This window comes from Gemmiger formicilis (genome assembly GCF_024462815.1).
GTDB lineage: Bacteria > Bacillota > Clostridia > Oscillospirales > Ruminococcaceae > Gemmiger.
Genome location: NZ_JANGCG010000010.1, coordinates 61,607 through 80,444, shown reverse-complemented (window position 1 = coordinate 80,444; position 18,838 = coordinate 61,607). Strand labels below are relative to the sequence as shown.

Below are 18,838 nucleotides of genomic sequence, written 5' to 3'. Positions count from 1 at the left end.
GGCCTCTACAGGCAATGATAGAAAAACATAATAGAATCAATAAAAGGAGTATTTACTATGAGCAAGGTTCTTGTTATCGGCTGCGGCGGCGTGGCCAGTGTTGCTATCTCCAAGTGCTGCCAGGTCAGCGAAGTCTTTACCGAGCTGTGCATTGCCAGCCGCACCAAGTCCAAGTGCGATGCACTGGCCGCCAAGCTGGCTCCCAACACCAAGACGGTTATCACCACTGCACAGGTGGACGCGGATGACGTGCAGCAGCTGTGCGACCTTATCAACAGTTATAAGCCTGATCTGGTTATGAACATCGCCCTGCCGTATCAGGATTTGACCATTATGGACGCCTGCCTTGCCTGTGGCGTCAACTACATGGACACCGCCAACTATGAACCGGAAAACACCGATGACCCCGCGTGGCGTGCTATCTATGAAAAGCGCTGCAAGGAGGCCGGCTTCTCCGCCTACTTTGACTACAGCTGGCAGTGGGCCTACAAGAAAAAGTTTGAGGATGCCGGTCTGACCGCCCTGCTGGGCTGCGGTTTTGACCCGGGTGTGACGCAGGCCTACTGCGCCTACGCGGCCAAGCATGAGTTTGACACCATCGACACGATTGACATTCTGGACTGCAACGGCGGCGACCACGGCTATGCGTTCGCTACCAACTTCAACCCCGAAATCAATCTGCGCGAGGTTTCCGCTCCCGGCAGCTATATGGAAAACGGCAAGTGGGTCGAAATCCCGCCGATGAGTATCAAGCGCGAGTATGACTTTGACCAGGTCGGCCATAAGGATATGTATCTGCTCCACCACGAGGAAATTGAGTCTCTGGGCAAAAACCTGCCCGACGTCAAGCGGATTCGCTTCTTTATGACCTTCGGCCAGAGCTACCTTGACCATATGCGTTGCTTAGAGGATGTGGGTATGCTCTCGACCACGCCCATCAACTACAATGGGCAGGAAATTGTCCCCATCCAGTTCCTGAAGGCACTGCTGCCCGACCCCGCCAGCCTCGGCCCCCGCACCAAGGGCAAGACCAACATTGGCTGCATCTTCACCGGTACCAAGGACGGCAAGCCCAAGAGCTACTATATTTATAATGTCTGCGACCATCAGGCGTGCTACCGCGAGGTCGGCAGTCAGGCCATCAGCTACACCACCGGCGTCCCGGCCATGTGCGGCGCGCTGATGATGCTTACGGGAGAGTGGACCAAGCCCGGCGTCTACACGGTCGAGGAGTTCAACCCAGACCCGTTCCTGGACGCACTGGACAAATACGGCCTGCCCCGCAGCGAGAACCACAGCCCTGTGCTGGTGGACTGATGGCGCAGCGCGATACGCGGCCGCCGTTTGCGGCACTCGGTGGGTATGCCGGGCCGGAGCTTGCCGCCCTGCCGACCCCCTGTTACCTGATAGACGAGGGCGCGCTGACGCAGAATGCCGAAATCCTTGGCGCGCTGGCGGCGCGCACCGGCTGCAAGGTGCTGCTGGCGCAGAAGGCGTTCAGCAACTATGATTTTTACCCGCTGTTGGCAAAGCATCTGGCGGGCACCGAGGCCAGCGGCCTGTTTGAGGCGCGGCTGGGCGCGGAGGAAATGCCCGGCGGGGAGGTGCACGTGTTCTGCGCCGCCTACCGTGCGGACGAGATGGATGAGCTGCTGCGGTATGCCGACCACATTGTGTTTAACTCCCCGGCACAGCTTGCAAAATTCGGTCCCGCGGCCAAAGCGGCGGGGAAAAGCGTAGGGCTGCGCATCAACCCGGAATGTTCGACGCAGGACGGCCACGCCATCTATGACCCCTGCGCGCCGGGCAGCCGCCTTGGCACCACCCGCGCCCAGTGGGAGGCCGCGCTGGTGCAGAATCCGGCACTGCTGGATTTGTTGGATGGGCTGCATTTCCACACCCTGTGTGAGCAGGACGCGGATGCGCTGGCTGTCACGCTGGACGCTGTCGCGGAAAAATTCGGGGATATTCTGCCCCGGATGCGGTGGCTGAACTTCGGCGGCGGGCACCACATCACCCGCCCGGGCTACGATATGCAGACGCTGGAACGCTGCATCCGCCGCGCCCGGAATGACTGGGGCGTGACGGTGTATCTCGAGCCCGGCGAGGCGTGCGCCCTGAACGCAGGGTATCTGCTGACCCGCGTGCTGGATGTTGTGCAGAACGGCGATACAACGGTAGCCATTCTGGACGCAAGCGCCGCCTGCCATATGCCCGATGTGATTGAAATGCCCTACCGCCCGCCGCTGCTGGCGGCAGGGGAGAAGGACGAGCGCTCCTGCACCGTGCGGCTGGCCGGGCCGACCTGTCTGGCCGGGGACGTCATCGGCGATTACAGCTTTGACGCCGTCCCGGCGGTGGGGGATTTGCTGGTATTTGGCGATGTGGCCATCTACACCACCTGCAAGAACAACACCTTCAACGGTATGCCGCTGCCGGCTATCTTTGCCCGCCGTGCGGACGGTACGATTCACAAAACGGTTTCCTTCGGCTATGAGGATTTCAAGCGCCGACTGGGAAGCCCACAATAAATAAGCGCCCGGAGGCACCTTGTACTGATGCCTCCGGGCATTTTTATTTGTCCCGCGGCGGGGTCAGCCAGCCGTTGTATTTGAGGATGGAGGTGCTGCGTCCGGTGCCGACACTGCGCCGCCACTCGGAGGGGGAGCAGCCCATCGCCTCGGCAAAGTGGCGGTTGAAGCTCGACATCGACCGGAAGCCCACCTGTTCGCCGATGGTCAGGATGGATTCATCGGTCATACGCAGCAGGCTGCACGCCTTTGTGATGCGGGTGCGGTTTAGGTGCTCCAGCGGGCCAATGCCCATCAGCTCATGAAAGACCCGGCGGAAGTGGGACTGGCTCATATTGCAGACATCGGCCAGATCGCAGATGGTGAAATTGTCCATATAGTGGTTGTTAATGTAGGTCAGCGCCGGGGCAATGACCATGCTGCCCATCGGCGTACCGGTGCTGCCCTGGGCTGGCTGGCGCATCAGCTCTGTTATAAAGGAAACAAACAGCCCGCGGACGCTGATTTCATAATTCAGCTTGCGGTCGGCCATCTCCTGCATCATCTGGCGCACGCAGTAGGCGAGGTTGGGATTGTCTGCGGCGGGGAAGATGCCGTACCAGCCGTTCAGCAGACCGCTTAGCAGTCGGGTGTTGGGCAGCTTGTCAATCGCAAAGAAGGGGCGCAGCAGCTCCTCGGCGTCGGTAAAAAGGTACCGCCATTTGCTCGAACAGCCCGGGTCGGACCAGGTGGTGTGCAGCACATCGCCCGCCACCACGGTGACATCGCCGCTTTTGAAGGGCAGCACCGTGCCCGCAAAATCCATCTTGCCGCTGTCACTCTCACACAGGCCGATTTCCAGGCAGTTGTGAAAGTGCAGCACGCCGGAGGGCACATCGGAAATATGCCAGTCATCGCCTGCAATCAGACGGATGGGAAAGTGCGGCGGCAGGTCATAACTGCGGTATTCAATGACATTGGCGGCGTGTCGACCCATAAATAATCCCCCTAGCAGGCAATCTTTTTGACATATATACCATTAAATGTTAAAATATGACTGCCCATATTGGCTTGTTACCCTTATTGTAGCACAAATTGCGCAAAATGCCAGTGCAAACGCGCAAAAATGACCATCATTGTGCAGTCTGCATAAGAAAGTGGCGGCTAGCTTGTGAAAATGCACCAACAAAACGCCCCATAATATGGACAAATGATGCCGAAACAGCACTAAATGTTCCTTTCCACAAAAAGTTACAGAAAAATTACTGAGCGTTTTTGCATAATAATGATGAAAAATTCGATAGAAATTGCAGTTGGCAAAGTGCATAATAGAATCAGCAAACGAGAAGAAAAACTGGTACAAACGGCAACGTTGCCGCTGCGCACGCAAGCTAAAGGAGGAAATACGCACTATGGCAAAACAAAAAAGTACGGCGGTGCAGCCTTCAGCCAATACGCTGAAGAAAAAAGGCCCGATGTACTACCTCAAGCGCGACTGGCAGCTTTACGCTCTGATGCTGCTGCCCATGCTGTTTATCATCGTTTTCAAGTATCTTGCCTACACCGGCCTGTCGGTTGCCTTTCTGGATTACAAAATCGGCAAGGGCTACGCCGGCAGCAAGTTTGTAGGGCTGGAAATCTTCAAGAAGGTTTTCAAGCACCGCGACTTCACCAAGGCCGTTGTCAACACCCTGTTGCTCAACGTGCTGGATTTGCTGTTCAGCTTCCCGATGCCGATTATTCTGGCGCTGCTGCTCAATGAAATCCGCGTCAAGTGGTTCAAGCGCGTCACCCAGACGCTGCTTTATCTGCCGCACTTCCTGTCATGGGTTGTCATCGGCGCCACGGCCTACGCGATGTTCGCCACCAACACCGGCGTTGTCAACACGCTGATTGCCAACGCGGGCCACAGCCCGATTCCCTTCCTGCAGGAGGACGCATGGTGGCTGTTCAGCTACGTGCTGATTGGTATCTGGCAGACAATGGGCTGGGGCACCATCATCTATCTGGCCGCCATTACCAACGTCAATGCCGAGCTCTACGAGGCCGCCAAGGTCGACGGCGCCAACCGCTGGCAGCAATGCCTGCACGTCACGCTGCCCTGCATCCGTTCCACCATCGTGGTTATGCTGATTATGCAGCTGGGCAAGCTCATGGGCGGTAGCTTCGAGCGTATCGTGGCTTTGTCCAACGCCAAGGCGACCGAGTTCACCACCACGATTCCCGTGCTGGTCTACAAATGGTTCCAGGGCAACAAATTCAGCGAGTCCACCGCGCTGGGCCTGTTCCAGTCCGTTATCGGTGTCATTCTCGTCATTCTCTCTGACAAAATCGCCAAGAAGCTCGGCGAGGATGGTCTGCTGTAAGGAGGGCACACAGATATGACTACTACCGCAGCAACTGCTGTTGAAAAACACAAAAAGCCGTGGACGAAGGCCCGCGTCATTGATTTGCTCATTGATATCCTCTGCATTGTGGTTGTCGGTGTGGCGTCCCTGACCTGCATCCTGCCCTTCATTCACATTCTGGCAAAATCCCTTTCCGATAATGCCTACGTTGTGGCCAACAAGGTTATCCTTCTGCCGCTGAGCGACACCGGCATCAATCTGGAGGCCTACAACAAGGTTTTCCATGACCCCAGCATTATGCAGTCCCTGTGGGTCACGGTGCTGGTCACGGTGGTGTTCACCGCCATCGGTATGTTCCTGACGGTCTGCGCCGCCTACGCGCTGACCCGCCCGGAGTTCCACGGCCGCAAGGTTATGACCTTTATGATTATGTTCACGATGTACTTCACCGCCGGTACGATTCCTGACTACCTGCTGATGAACCAGCTGCATATGCTGGACACCATCTGGTGCCTGATTCTGCCGCTGTGCTTTGCACCGTACAATCTGCTGATTATGAAGAACAACTTCCAGGGCTCCATCCCCGAAAGCCTGATTGAGTCCGCCCGTCTGGACGGTGCCTCCCACTTCACGATTCTGGGCAAGATTGTGGTGCCGCTGTCCAAGCCCATTATGGCAACCATCGCCCTGTTCTACGCCGTCGGCCGCTGGAACGCCTACTCCGATGCGCTGTACTACATCAAGCAGAATGTGGCCCTGCGCCCGCTGCAGCTCAAGCTCTACTACCTGATTGTCGCCGCAAGCGAGAGCTTCCAGACCGAGGGTGTGGCCACCGTCTCGATGACCAACCCCGAGGTGCTGAAGGCCGCCTGTATCATCTTCGCCGCCGTGCCCATCATCTGCGTGTACCCCTTCATCCAGAAGTACTTCGTGCAGGGCACCATGGTCGGTGCTGTCAAGGGCTGATAACGACCCCAACCGTAGTTAAACAATTTGTTTTTCAATAAGGAGGAAAACAATGAAAAAGACACTTGCATTGGGCATGGCCGCTGCCATGACCGCCACTCTGCTCGCCGGTTGCGGCGGGTCTGCCAGCTCCGCTGCCACCTCTACGGCAGAGAGCGCCGCTTCTTCCACCGAGGCTGCCGCCCCTGCCGAGAGCACCGGCAGCTACACCGATTATTCTGCGGGCTTCCCGGAAAATGTCACCATCCAGATTCCTGTGTATGACCGCGGCTTTGAGGGCTGGAACCCCACCGACAACTACTACACCAAGTGGGTGCAGTCCGAGTTCGGCGATAAGTACAACGTCACCGTCAAGTACGTTGCCATTGCCCGCTCCAACGAGGTGCAGGACTTCAACCAGATGATTGCTGCCGGCAACGCTCCCAGCATCATCTTCCACTATGATATGCCGCAGGCCGTCAACTACTGGTCCGAGGGTGCTATGCAGCCCATCGACCTTGACGAGGTGGCCTACTACGCCCCTACCTACTGGGACAAGATGAAGTCCACCATCGAGACCTATGGCAAGCTGGACGGCGAGAACGCCTTCATCTTTGCAGAGCGCGACCCCATCTACTACAACTGGGTTACGCTGATTCGCAAGGACTGGCTGGATCAGGTCGGTCTGGATGTGCCCACCACCAACGAGGAGCTGATTGCCGCCCTGCAGGCCTTCAAGGATGCCGGTCTGGGCGTTGAGAATGACCCGCTGATTACCAAGAGCTTTACCTACTTCTACAACTGGATTCCCGAGGGCACCAGCGAGGAGGATCTGGCCAAGTATCTGGACCTGAACGTTGCACCCTTCACCTGGGAGGCCACCAAGAACTTCCTGCAGGATGCCAACACCAAGTACAACGCCGGTCTGATGGACCCCGAGTTCTACCTGACCACCGATGACTCCCTGGCCAAGGGCAAGTTCGTCTCCGGCCAGTGCGCTACCTACAGCTTCTATATGTCCAACGGTACCGATGTGTTCGACAGTCTGAAGGCCAACGACCCCAACGCCGAGGTTGCTGTTCTGGGCTCCACCGTTTCCAACACCGTTGCGGACGGCTTCAGCGCACACTACTATGAGTACCCCAGCTACGGTATGATTATGGGTATCAACGCCAACGCTACCGATGAGGAGCGCGCCGCTACCTATATGTTCCTTGACTGGATGAGCCAGCCCGAGAACCTGACCTACCTGCAGCACGGCATTGAGGGCGAGACCTACACGGTTGACGCCGACGGCATTGCCACCCAGATTTCCGACTATGACGGTGAGGCCAAGCTGAGCCAGAACAACAACAAGGACTACTGGTGCCTCGTTCAGGAGGTTATGGGCTACGGCGACAAGGAGACCAACCTCAAGGCCAACAAGAGCCTGCTGGCGCCCGAGGGCTATGACTGGATTATCGACCAGACCTATGACATCTGCGAGAAGGGCTCCAACGACGGTCTGATTACCCCCATCTTCACCAAGGCAGTCGAGTCCACCGCTGAGTACAGCACCGACCTGAACAGCCTGTGGCAGGAAGCCTACGTAGACTGCATCACCTGCAGCCCCGACGAGTTTGAGGCCAAGTACGAGGAGTACTGCCAGGAGTATCTGGACGCCGGTTATCAGGAAATCCTTGACGAGAAGCAGAGCCTGATTGACGAGGGTGCCGTTCTGGTTGTCGAGTAATCACTACAATTTGAATCGCGTATAGTCTATGCGCTGTTGGGGCCGCTGCCGGGCAGCGGCCCCAATTTTTGTGAGCTACAGGGGGAGAGTGTAGAGCAATGCAATTCCGATGGACAAGCGCCGGGGGCGCTGCACCGTATGACCCAAAAACCGGGTACGGCTTTGTGACCGGGGAGGTCTACAACGCTGTGCCGGCGCTGCGGATTCCGGAGACGAACAGCGGCTTTTTGCCGCTGTGGTGGTACGCGGGCACGCCGATGCTGACGGTGGTCTGCACGCCATACGGTGCTGAGGCCCGCGCCACAGCCGCCGTGCGCGAAAGCGATCTGGCCGGGCGCAGCCTGCCGGTGTGGTTCCGAGCGGACACCCCTGCCGAGGGTGTTTACCGCGCCGAAATCACCGTCACCGGCACACAGGGCGGCGCGGTGCTGGTCTTTGCGGGCCGCCGCCGTCTTGTCTGGCGCGGCACGCTGGCCGCAGGCGAACGGCGGACGGTAACGGCCCTCTGCGATGTGTTCCCAATTGTGCCGCGTGGGCAGGGGGATGCCGTGCCCGGTACCGCGGTAAGCGTTGCGGTGGTGGGCGGCGCGCTGACGGCGCTCACCTTGACCGATGCCCCCGAAGCCCGCCGCGTCTGGGTCTGCGGGGACTCCACCGTCACAGACCAGACCGCTGAGCTGCCTTATGCGCCGGGCACCAGCTATTCCGGCTGGGGGCAGATGCTGCCCGTTTATCTGCCGGCGGAGTGCATTACGAACCACGCCCACAGCGGCCTTACCACCGAAAGCTTTTTGAGCGAGGGCCATTGGGCCATCGTCCGTTCGCGGCTGCGGGCAGGGGATATCTGCCTTTTCCAGTTCGGCCACAATGACCAGAAGCTGGCGCATCTGCAGGCGCAGGGCGGCTACACCGACCGGCTGCGTACCTATTTAAAAGAGACCCGCGCAGCGGGGGCTGTGCCGGTGCTCGTCACCCCCTTGGCCCGTAACAGCTGGCGCGACCCCGCGCACTACAATGACCTGCTGGCCGACTTTGCCGCCGCCGTCAAGACGCTGGGCGCGGAGGAGGCAGTGCCGGTGTTGGATTTGCACGGCTATGCCATGGAGCTGGTACGGCGCGATGGGCTGGAAACCGCCAAGCGGTGGTTCTACCCCGGGGATTTCACCCACACGAATGACTATGGCGCGTACAAGATGGCGGGCTTTGTGGCCCACGCGCTGGGCGAGGCCCTGCACCTTGCGGTGAACGATGCGCCCGACTGGACGCCCGCGCCGCCCAACCGGCCGCTGACGCCCCCGGCGGACTGCAGTATCCCGGCACCGGAGGGGGATCCCTTTGCCGACTATGACGTCACCCGCCCCAAGGAGACGCTGACCCGCGCCGAGGCGCTGGAGCTGGCCATCAAGGCGTTGAAGCTCTTTCCAATCAACGTCTACAACGATTTGTATGCGGATGTTGTCGGCCATGAAACCTACGCCGGGACGGTGCAGTGCGCCGCGCAGAACCATCTGATTCCGCCGGAATGGGTGGCGGACGGCTGCCTGTACCCGGCCAAGGCAGTGACCTGTGCCGATTTTCTGGCGGTACTGATGCCCGGTGCGGCGGGCCGCCGCCCGCTGGCAGAGCCTGTGCCTGTGCCCGATGCCGTACCGCCCTACGCAAGGCGCGCCGCCGGGCAGGCCGTGGCGGAGCAGCTTACCGCCGCCGAAGCCCTGAACGAGCCCTTGCGCCGCAGCGCTGCAGCAGCCATCTGCCGTGGCCTGCATATTTAAAGGAGGGAGTATTCATGAAATTCCAACACACAAGCGGCGGCTTCACGCTGCCGGGTGAAGCCGGGCAGGAGAAGCTGACGCTGGAGCTGGCCGAAAAATGGGGCGCGGATGTCATCCGCGACAGTGACGGCACCCAGCTTTCAGAGGAGATTCTTGACACCGGGTATGATATCTACTCCACCATCTGCATCATCCGCGACCACAACGTGTGGGCCAAACAGCACCCGGACTGCCTGCAGCAGACCTTTTTGAGCACCGACCCGGTTATTGCCACCGAGGGCCCGCTGACCGTGGCCCCAATGGCTGGCTTTTTTGCCGAGCAGTTTGCCGTCAATGACTGCCCCGCAGCACTGCGCTATTGGCAGGTCTGGGACCGCACGGCGGATAAGCCACTGCCCGCCGGAGCATGGACGTGGGATGCCGCGTCCGGCACGGTTACGGTGGAGCAGCCGGTGCCCTTCCACGCCTACACGGTCAGTTTTCTGGCATGGCGGCTCTGGGAAGAAATCAATATGTACAACCACGTGACCAACAGCTGGACCAGTGAGCATCTGTTGCCGGTCGACCCGCGCACGCCGCAGGCGCAGGAATATCTGTACGATTGGCTCAAAAAGTGGTGCGAGGCTCACCCGCAGACCAACGTGGTGCGGTTCACCAGTATGTTCTATAACTTTGTCTGGATCTGGGGCAGCGACAAGCGCAACCAGAACCTCTTCACCGACTGGGGCAGCTATGACTTTACCGTGTCCGAAAAGGCGCTGGACGATTTTGCCGCGCAGTACGGCTACGCCCTGACGGCGGAGGACTTCATCAACAAGGGCAATTTGCAGGTGACGCATATGCCGCCCACGGCCCATAAGCGGGATTATATGGCCTTTACCCAGCGGTTTGTGGCCGGGTACGGCAAACGGCTGGTGGATTTGGTACACAGCTACGGCAAGCGCGCCTATGTGTTCTATGATGACAGCTGGGTGGGCGTCGAGCCCTACGGCCCGCACTTCCAGGAATTTGGCTTTGACGGCATTATCAAGTGCGTGTTCTCCGGCTATGAGGCGCGGATGTGCGCCGGGGTTGAAGCCTCCGTGCATGAGCTGCGGTTCCATCCGTATCTGTTTCCGGTGGGGCTGGGCGGTGCGCCCACCTTTGCGCCGGGCGGCAACCCCACCCGCGATGCAGCCGAGTACTGGAACCACGTGCGTCGTGCTCTGCTGCGGGCCAAGATTGACCGCATCGGTCTGGGCGGGTATCTGCATCTTTTGAACGATTTCCCGGATTTTGTGGAATACATTGCCGATGTGGCCGATGAGTTCCGCGCCATCAAGGCCTTGCACACCCATGGCCCGGTGGCCATCCTGCCGCTGACGGTGGCGGTGCTGCACAGCTGGGGCGGCCTGCGCCCCTGGACGCTGTCCGGCCACTTCCATGAAACCTATATGCACACCCTCATTCACATCAACGAGGCACTGGCGGGCCTGCCGGTACAGGTGAAATTCCTGAGCTTTGACGATGTGAAAAACGGCGTGCCCGCGGACGTGGATGTTATCATCAACGCGGGCCGCGCCGGAACCGCATGGAGCGGCGGTGACGTGTGGCGGGACGAAAATCTGGTTGCCGCCCTGAACAAATGGGTGTACAATGGCGGTGTACTGCTGGGCGTCGAGGAACCGTCCGCCGTGAACGGCTGCGGCGATACCTTCCGCATGGCGCGGGTGCTGGGCGTGGACGAGGATATGGGCGCACGCGTCTGCCACGGCCGCTGGCCGGTGGAAGTGAAGCCCGTGGAGGGGCTGATACCCGACGGCGCCACGCTCAAAGCGCATGACCACCTCTACCTGACCGACGGCGATACCCGCGTGCTGGCTGCCGTGAACGGTACGCCCGCCCTTGCGGCGCACAACTTCGGCAAAGGGCGCGGCGTCTATATGGCCGGGTTCAGTTACAGCCCGGTGAACGCCCGGATGCTGCTGAACTTGCTGCTCTGGGCCAAGAGCCTGCCGCTGGACAGCGACTGGCTGACCGACAACCCGCACACCGAGGCCGCGTGGTTCCCGGCGGATAAGACGCTTGTGGTCATCAACAACAGCGAGGCCCCCTGCACCACCACCGTAAAAACACCCGAGGGCGTTGTTGCCGTGGAGCTGGAAGGGCTGGAAACCAAAATCCTGCCGCAGGAATAAAAAGGAGGGCGCACCTATGCCGTGTATCTTTATCAACACCAACCGTTCGGTCGGCACCATCAACCCGAATATCTACGGCCAATTCTCCGAGCATCTGGGCCGCTGCATCTATCAGGGACTTTACGTTGGCGAGGATTCCGATATTCCCAACGTCAACGGTATGCGCGTTGACGTGGTCAACGCGCTGAAGAAAATCCATATCCCGGTGCTGCGCTGGCCGGGCGGCTGCTTTGCCGATACCTACCACTGGCGGGACGGCATCGGCCCACAATCCCAGCGCAAGACGATTGTGAACACCAACTGGGGCGGCGTCAGCGAGGATAACTCCTTCGGCACACATGAGTTTATGGAGCTGGCCCGGCAGCTCGGGTGCGAGGCGTACTTCTCCGGCAACGTGGGCAGCGGCACCGTGCAGGAATTTTCCGACTGGGTGGAATACTGCAATATGGGCGGCGTCTCGCCGATGGCCTCGCTGCGCCGGGAAAACGGCAGGGAAGAGCCCTACAACGTCAAATACTGGGGCATCGGCAACGAGGCGTGGGGCTGCGGCGGCAATATGCGCGCCGAATACTACGCTGACCTGTGCCGCCAATATTCCACGTATCTGCGCAATTACTCGCCGGAGCATAAAATTTTTAAGATTGCATCGGGCGCCAATGTCGATGACTACCACTGGACCCGCACCGTGCTGGAGCGCGCAGGCCACGTGATTGACGCAGTTTCGCTGCACTACTACACACTGCCCCATCAGGACTGGCAGCACAAGGGCTCGGCGACCGACTTCACAGGTGAAGAATACTACACCACCCTGCACAAGACCCTGCGGATGGAAGAGCTGGTGGAAAACCACAGCCGCATCATCAAACAGTTTGCAGGCGGGCGCAGCATCGGGCTGGCCGTGGACGAGTGGGGTACCTGGTACGATGTGGAGCCGGGCACCAATCCGGGCTTCCTCTACCAGCAGAACACGATGCGTGACGCGCTTGTGGCGGCCATCAACCTGAACATCTTCAACAACCACTGCGACACCGTCTGCATGGCCAACATCGCCCAGATGGTCAATGTCCTGCAGGCGATGATTCTGACCGAGGGCAGCCGTATGGTACTGACCCCGACCTACCACGTCTTTGCGCTGTACGCGGCGCATCAGGGCGCACAGCAGCTGGAAAGCTACGCCGAGACGTCGATTCTGAACCATGACGAGCAGGCTGTGCCCACGCTGCACGTCAGCGCCAGCTGCGCCGCCGACGGCAAAATCCTTGTCACGGTGGCCAACCTTGACAGCGCCCGCGCCGCGGAAGCCAAAGTTATGCTGGGCGGCGTGAAGGCGTCCGGCGTGACCGGCACGGTGCTCACCGGCCCGGCTGCCGCCCACAACACCTTTGCTGCGCCAGACACCGTGACCCCGCAGCCGCTGCAGGCAACCCTGACCGCAGACGGCTTTACCGCCACTCTGCCCGCCTGCAGCGTGGCCGCCTTCACGGTGACGCCGCAGTGAGCGAGGCAAAAATCTGCCGCCGCTGCCTTTTGCAGGAGATGGCGGACGAAAACGATTACTACCAGAGTGTTGTGCGTTACCGCGCCACGCTGCCCGCCCAAAAGCGCACGCCGGACGATGCCTACGCTGCCCGGCTGGCCCGCTGCAAGGCCTGTGACCAGCTGAACGCCGGGACCTGTATGCAGTGCGGCTGCTATGTGGAAATGCGTGCGGCGCGGCTGGATATGCACTGCCCCAGGGAGGGGCAATGGTAAGCCTATGAGCATTACCGGAAGAATTTTGCGCTCCAATGTGGATATGACCCAGGGCAAGCCGCTGACAGTCATATTCTCCTTTGCATTGCCGCTGCTGGTTGGCAACCTGTTCAACCAACTGTACAACGTGGTGGATACCGCCATTGTGGGGCGCGCCCTTGGGGCGGACGCGCTGGCGGCGGTGGGCAGCACCGGCAACATCAACGCCTGCCTGTTCCTGCTGCTGGGCGGGCTTTCCACCGGCGTGGGGGTCATTGTGGCGCAGTATTGGGGTGCACAGCGCTATGAGGCGCTGCGCCGCCTGCTGGGTACGTTTTTCACCCTGCTGCTGGCGGGGTCTGTGCTGCTCTCGGTGTTGGGGGTGGCGCTGACCGCGCCGATACTGCGCCTTCTGCAGATACCCGCCGACCTGCTGGGTATGGGCGTGACCTATCTGCGCATCACGGCCGGGCTGCTGCTGGGCAATGCGCTGTACAACGCGGCCAGCGCCGTGCTGCGCAGCACCGGCGATTCCCGCACGCCGCTGGCGGCCATGGCGGCGTCCAGCCTGTGCAACATTGTGCTGGATTTGTGGTTCATTCTGGGGCTGCGTATGGGCGTGGCCGGGGCCGCGCTGGCCACGGTCGCCGCGCAGTTCCTCTCGGCGCTCATCTGCCTGTGGGTGCTCTGGCGGCGGAAAAAGCCGTTTGCGTTTGCCTCGGTGCGGCTCTGCTTCAACAGCGAGGATGCCGCGCTGATTCTGCGCTTCGGCCTGCCCACAGCGCTGCAAAGCTGTATGATTACGCTGGGCGGTATGACCGTGCAGGGCATTGTCAACAGCTTTGGCAGCGTGACGATGGCCGCCTACACCGCCGTGCAGCGTATCGACTCGCTGACGATTCAAGTCGTGGTGTCGGTCTCCAACGCGCTGGCCGTCTATACCGGGCAGAATATGGGCCGCCGCGATATTGACCGCGTGCGGCAGGGGCTGCGCGCCACGCTGAAGGCCCTCTGTGTAATTTGTCTGGGGCTGGCGCTGGCCGTGTTTGCCTCCCGTAGACTGCTGCTTTCCATCTTTCTGGACCCTGCCACCGATGCCGCCAGCATCGCGCAGGGCGCGGATTTTTTGAGCGTGATGGGCTTTGCCTATATCATCGCCGCCGTGATGAACAGCTACCTCAACGTGCTGCGCGGCGCGGGCGATGTGAACGTCAGCCTGATTGCGGGCCTGTTTGAGATGGGCGCGCGGCTGGCCTTTGCGGGCCTGCTGGCCCCGCGCCTCGGCGTATGGGGCATTTGGCTGGCCACGCCTTTAAGCTGGGCGTCCGGCTGCATCATCCCTGTGGCGCGGTATTACAGCAAGGAGTGGATGAAAAAGGCGCTGTTGTGAAAAATGAGCCTCCCCATCGTGGGGAGGCTCACAAATCGGCTTACTTTATACCAGCTTTTCCAGCTCTACGGCGGCGCGGCGGCAGTTTTCCAGTTCGGTCACGCGGCCGTCCCAGGCTTCGTTATCGCCGACAAAGCGTACTGTACTGTCCGTCACGGTCAGCCCATTCACGCATCGCGCATACAGTGCGGGAATCGCGTGCGGGTAGATGTGCCGGGCCGAGGGCTGCTCATCAAAGATGCCGCCTGGCTGCGTGCCCTGATGCTGTAAGGTCAAGTGCAGGTCGCGGATGCGTACATTCTCAAGCTCGCTGTCCGGCTCACCGGCGGCAAAAGCGCAGCTCTCGCTTGTCAGGTAGAGGTGGTCAAAGCTGACATCCCGGATGATACCCGCTGGCCCGGTCTTACCGGCGCGGGGCGTGGCGCTGATGAAAATCGGCTCGCCCTTGCCCCACCAGCCCGGCGCGCCGGGCAGCTGGTAGGCGTCCGCATAGCGGCGGGTGTTGCCGGTCAGGTGATGCACATGGATGTGCTCCACCGTGCCGCCGTCCCGCACCCAAACGCCGACTGCGCGGGAACAATCGTCCACCACGCAGTCGCTCAGCGTGATATTGCGGATGGTGCCGTGGGTCTCGGTGCCGATTTTCAGCGCAGAATCGCGGGAGTGAAGCACACAGCCTGTGATGACCACATTCTCGCTGGGGCCATAGCGGCGGGACATCGGCCCGGTGGATTTGACCACAATCGCGTCATCCCCGGTGCGCACAATGCTGTTGGAAATGACCACATCCCGGCAGCAGTCGGGGTCAATGCCGTCATTGTTGGCACCGCGGTCATCGTTCAGAATCATGATGTTCTGGATGCGCACGCGGCGGCAGCCCGCCATATGCAGCGTCCAGAAGGCCGCATCCTGCAGCGTCACGTCCCGCACGGTGAAATTCTCCACCGCCTCAAAGAGCATCATGCGCGGGCGGAACGCCTCGCAGGATTTCGGGCACTCATGAAAGCCGCTGTCCACATCCTTGTCCAGAAAGACCTTGTCGCCCTGCCCATAAATCGTGCCCATGCCGCTGATTGTGACATTGCGCACATGGGTGGCCCCCAGAAAAAAGCCGCCCTGCCAGCCGTCCGCGGTATCGTCCGGGTCGGCACCGTCCCCGCCCTGCGGGAAGGGCAGAATCTCCGCGGGGTTCAGGCTGCTGATGAGCACGGCACCGCTTTCCAGATGCAGCTCCACATTGCTTTTCAGCAACACCGAGCCGCTGAGGAACCGCCCCGCAGGCACTACCACGCGCCCGCCGCCCGCGGCGCTGGCCATGTCTACGGCCTGTTGGATGGCCGCCGCGCAGTTGGTCACACCGTCTGCCACGGCACCGTAGTCTAAAATGCTGTAATCCATAGTGCATCTCCTTTGCTGTGTTGGCTGTTTTCAGCTTAGCACAGCGGGCAGGGTGTGTAAAGTGCAGTTTCGCCAGAAAAATGTGCAATAACGCGCAGAAAAGAGGTCCTTTGTATGTCCTATACACTACCCGCCGCGCTGGCGGGGGCAAGGGTCTGCCGCGGGTCCTGCCATGCGGTGGTTGCGGGGCAGCCCGGCGCGGATACGCTGGCAGCGTTCTCCGCCGCGCTGGATGCCGCCCGGGCGGCGGGGCGGATTCTCACCGCCAGCCTTTACCGCTATGAAAACCAGCTCTTTTTCTATGCCGAGGGACTGGACGCACCCTTCACCCCGGAGGGGCTCTGCCCGGCGCTGGATGCACAGCTGATACCATGGCCGCCTGTGCTGGGCGACACCACGCCGCGCCTCTGGGCGGCCATGCAGCCCTATTTTTACCACGCAGTGCCCACCACCGCCGCGGACTGGCAGCGGAACCGCCACCCGGCCATGCGCCGGGGCCGCATTGCGCTGCTGCCGCCGGACAAATGGTGCAGCTATATGGAGCACCACCTGCGCCTTACCAGCGAGGGGCTGCTGGCGGGCGACCGCTGGCATTTGATCAGCGTGCACGAAAATCTGCTGTTTTCGTATCTCGAGGAACCACGCACTAACGTCAATCTGCGCGGCGTCCCCGGCGCGGAAAGCCCCGAGCTGGCCGCGTGGCTGGCGGCAGACCCCGAAAGCCACTTCGCCCGCTTCACGCCCGAGCAGCAGGCCCACCCGGATGCCGACCACAACTTTGTTTTTCTGCCCCGCGTTGCCGGGACTACAGAGGAATAGGAGGAACACAAGATGATACGTATTGGCTGCCGCGCCCACGATTACGGCAGGCACACCCCCGCCGCGCTGGCCGACACGCTGCACGCGCACGGCTACACCGCCGCCCAGCTGGCCATGCCCCGGGGCATCCTTGGCATTGACAGCTTTGCAGATATAACGCAGGCACAGCTGGAGGACATCCGCACTGCCTTTGATGCGGCAGGGGTGGAAATCACCGTGCTGAGCTGTTATCAGGATCTGACGGCCCCCGATGCGGACGCCCGCCGCGCTGCGGTGGGAAACGTCAAGCGCACACTGGGCTACGCCAAGCAGCTGGGCGCAAGGATGGTGGGCAGCGAAACCGCATGGGGCGCACTGCCGGAGGCGGAAAAAACGGCCCGCCGCCCGCTGATGCTGGATAGCATCGCCCGCATTTCGGAGGAGGCCGCCCGGCTGGACGCCGTCTTTGCGGTGGAGCCGGTGGCGGTGCATCCCCTCTGCACGCCGGAGCTGCTGCAGCAGCTGCTGGACACCGCGGACGCAGAGCATTTCCGGGTGATTTTTGACCCGGTGAACCTGTTTACCGCGCAGGACGGCCGCGATAAGGCCGCGCAGGCCGCCCACTGGCGGGCGTGGCTGACAGTCATCGGCGGCCAGCTGGGGGCTGTCCATGTAAAGGACTGCCGCACAGAGCCGGATGGTACCAAGACGATGACCGCGCTCGGGGCAGGGGAGATGGACTACACAACCCTCATCGACTGGCTGCGTGCCCATGCACCGGAAACCCCGCTGCTGCGGGATGAGGTGCTGCTGCCCTATGGCACAGCCGATGTTGCATTTTTGAACAGGATGGCGACAAAAATCGAAAACCGCTGAATAAAACACAGACAGTACAGGAGGTACAGTATGGCAAACCTGATTTATGACAGGGCACAGATTGAGACTGTGATTGATAAGATTGTGGACCGCACCATGCGGATGGATATGACGTGGGACTGGCCCTGCGGCGTGGCCTACTACGGCATCTGCGAGGCCTACGAGGTCACGAAAAACGAGCGCTATCTGCAGCTGGTCAAGGACCGTGTGGACGAGTACATCGAGTTGGGCCTGCCCAGCTGGACGGTCAACACCTGCTCAATGGGGCACTGCCTGATTACGCTCTACCAGCACACCGGGGATGAAAAGTATCTGGACATCGCCAAAAGCAAGGTGGAATATCTGGAAAAGCACGCGCTGCGCTTCGGCGATAACGTACTGCAGCACACGGTCTCGGTCAACAACGATTTCCCCGAGCAGGCGTGGGCCGACACGCTTTTTATGGCGGGCTTCTTCCTGCTGCGCATGGGTGTGCTGCTCAAAGACGAGCAGCTGATTGACGATGCCCTGAACCAGTATTACTGGCACATCAAGTACCTGCAGGACCCCGAAAGCGGCCTGTACTACCACGGCTATAACAATATCACCGGCGACCATATGTCGGGCATCAAGTGGGGCCGCGCCAACGCATGGGCCGCCTACACCATGTCCCAGGTGGGCGTGCGCCTGCCCCAGTGCTACCTCTACCCCAAATTCCTGGATGTGGTGGGCAGCCTGAATGACCAGCTGGCCGCGCTCAAGCTCTACCAGACCGAAAACGGCCTGTGGCGCACGATTGTGGACGATGAAACGTCCTATGAGGAGGTCAGCGCCAGCGCGGGCATTGCCGCCGCCATGATTACCAAGGGCAATCCCCTGCACATTAAGTACATCAACAAGTCGATTCCGGGTATGCTGGCAAACGTCAGCCCCGACGGCCGCGTGCTGAACGTCTCCGGCGGCACGGCAGTGATGAACAACGCCGACGGCTACCGCGGCATCAGCCGTGACTGGATTCAGGGCTGGGGGCAGGGCCTTGCGCTTGCCTTCTTTGCCGGTGTGCTGAACTATGACAACGTCCGTTCCGATGGTGCACTGTAAGAAAAACCGCGCACGGTAGGTGCCCAACCGTATGATTTTGTGATAAGCCTGTACAGACGCAGCAGAGCCCCTCTCCGCCGG

Annotated in this window: 15 protein-coding genes; 13 read left to right on the top strand and 2 right to left on the bottom strand. The window is 60.7% G+C overall.

Annotation, left to right across the window (positions count from 1 at the left end; translation table 11 throughout):
- The first annotated feature begins 57 nt into the window (after positions 1 to 57).
- Both NE623_RS09780 and NE623_RS09775 read left to right on the top strand, forming a co-directional pair.
- A complete protein-coding gene (locus NE623_RS09780; protein ID WP_256272989.1) occupies positions 58 to 1,317 on the top strand; it encodes a saccharopine dehydrogenase family protein in 1,260 nt (419 codons plus the stop codon).
- Positions 1,317 to 2,531: a carboxynorspermidine decarboxylase gene (locus NE623_RS09775; protein WP_256272988.1), complete on the top strand. Its 1,215-nt coding sequence runs from the start codon at positions 1,317 to 1,319 to the stop codon at positions 2,529 to 2,531. The genes NE623_RS09780 and NE623_RS09775 overlap by 1 nt, the downstream gene beginning before the upstream one ends.
- 43 nt (positions 2,532 to 2,574) lie before the next feature.
- Here the strand turns inward: NE623_RS09775 and NE623_RS09770 are convergent, their stop codons facing one another.
- Entirely contained in the window at positions 2,575 to 3,507 is a 933-nt protein-coding gene (locus NE623_RS09770; protein ID WP_256272987.1) for a helix-turn-helix transcriptional regulator, read from the bottom strand.
- A 415-nt stretch (positions 3,508 to 3,922) separates the two neighbouring features.
- Between NE623_RS09770 and NE623_RS09765 the strand changes: the two genes are divergently transcribed.
- The 8 genes from NE623_RS09765 to NE623_RS09730 all read left to right on the top strand — a co-directional run bounded on the left by NE623_RS09765 (position 3,923) and on the right by NE623_RS09730 (position 14,605).
- A complete protein-coding gene (locus tag NE623_RS09765; protein ID WP_256272986.1) occupies positions 3,923 to 4,876 on the top strand; it encodes an ABC transporter permease in 954 nt (317 codons plus the stop codon).
- Positions 4,877 to 4,891: 15 nt separating this feature from the next.
- Entirely contained in the window at positions 4,892 to 5,824 is a 933-nt protein-coding gene (locus tag NE623_RS09760) for a carbohydrate ABC transporter permease (RefSeq protein ID WP_256272985.1), read from the top strand.
- 52 nt (positions 5,825 to 5,876) lie between these two features.
- Positions 5,877 to 7,535, top strand: a complete 1,659-nt coding sequence (locus NE623_RS09755; RefSeq protein WP_256272984.1) for an extracellular solute-binding protein — start codon at positions 5,877 to 5,879, stop codon at positions 7,533 to 7,535.
- A 98-nt stretch (positions 7,536 to 7,633) separates the two neighbouring features.
- Positions 7,634 to 9,307, top strand: a complete 1,674-nt coding sequence (locus NE623_RS09750; RefSeq protein ID WP_256272983.1) for a rhamnogalacturonan acetylesterase — start codon at positions 7,634 to 7,636, stop codon at positions 9,305 to 9,307.
- Between the two features lie 14 nt (positions 9,308 to 9,321).
- A complete protein-coding gene (gene gnpA, locus NE623_RS09745) occupies positions 9,322 to 11,484 on the top strand; it encodes a 1,3-beta-galactosyl-N-acetylhexosamine phosphorylase (protein WP_256272981.1) in 2,163 nt (720 codons plus the stop codon).
- Between the two features lie 16 nt (positions 11,485 to 11,500).
- Positions 11,501 to 12,982, top strand: a complete 1,482-nt coding sequence (locus tag NE623_RS09740) for an alpha-N-arabinofuranosidase (RefSeq protein WP_256272980.1) — start codon at positions 11,501 to 11,503, stop codon at positions 12,980 to 12,982.
- Positions 12,979 to 13,236 (top strand): DUF6171 family protein, encoded by a 258-nt coding sequence (locus tag NE623_RS09735; protein ID WP_256272979.1) that lies wholly within the window; start codon positions 12,979 to 12,981, stop codon positions 13,234 to 13,236. The genes NE623_RS09740 and NE623_RS09735 overlap by 4 nt, the downstream gene beginning before the upstream one ends.
- A gap of 4 nt (positions 13,237 to 13,240) precedes the next feature.
- Entirely contained in the window at positions 13,241 to 14,605 is a 1,365-nt protein-coding gene (locus tag NE623_RS09730; protein ID WP_256272978.1) for an MATE family efflux transporter, read from the top strand.
- Between the two features lie 45 nt (positions 14,606 to 14,650).
- Here the strand turns inward: NE623_RS09730 and NE623_RS09725 are convergent, their stop codons facing one another.
- Positions 14,651 to 16,003: a glycoside hydrolase family 28 protein gene (locus NE623_RS09725; protein ID WP_256272977.1), complete on the bottom strand. Its 1,353-nt coding sequence runs from the start codon at positions 16,001 to 16,003 to the stop codon at positions 14,651 to 14,653.
- Positions 16,004 to 16,117: 114 nt separating this feature from the next.
- On the opposite strand from NE623_RS09725, the gene NE623_RS09720 reads away from it, so the two are divergent.
- The 3 genes from NE623_RS09720 to NE623_RS09710 are packed head-to-tail and all read left to right on the top strand — an operon-like array spanning position 16,118 to position 18,757.
- Entirely contained in the window at positions 16,118 to 16,822 is a 705-nt protein-coding gene (locus NE623_RS09720) for a hypothetical protein (protein ID WP_256272976.1), read from the top strand.
- Positions 16,823 to 16,834: 12 nt separating this feature from the next.
- Positions 16,835 to 17,677 carry a sugar phosphate isomerase/epimerase family protein gene (locus tag NE623_RS09715; RefSeq protein WP_256272975.1) on the top strand — a complete coding sequence of 281 codons (843 nt, stop codon included), beginning with the start codon at positions 16,835 to 16,837 and terminating at the stop codon, positions 17,675 to 17,677.
- Positions 17,678 to 17,707: 30 nt separating this feature from the next.
- Positions 17,708 to 18,757, top strand: coding sequence for a glycoside hydrolase family 88/105 protein (locus NE623_RS09710; protein ID WP_256272974.1), 1,050 nt, complete (start codon positions 17,708 to 17,710; stop codon positions 18,755 to 18,757).
- Positions 18,758 to 18,838: the final 81 nt, after the last annotated feature.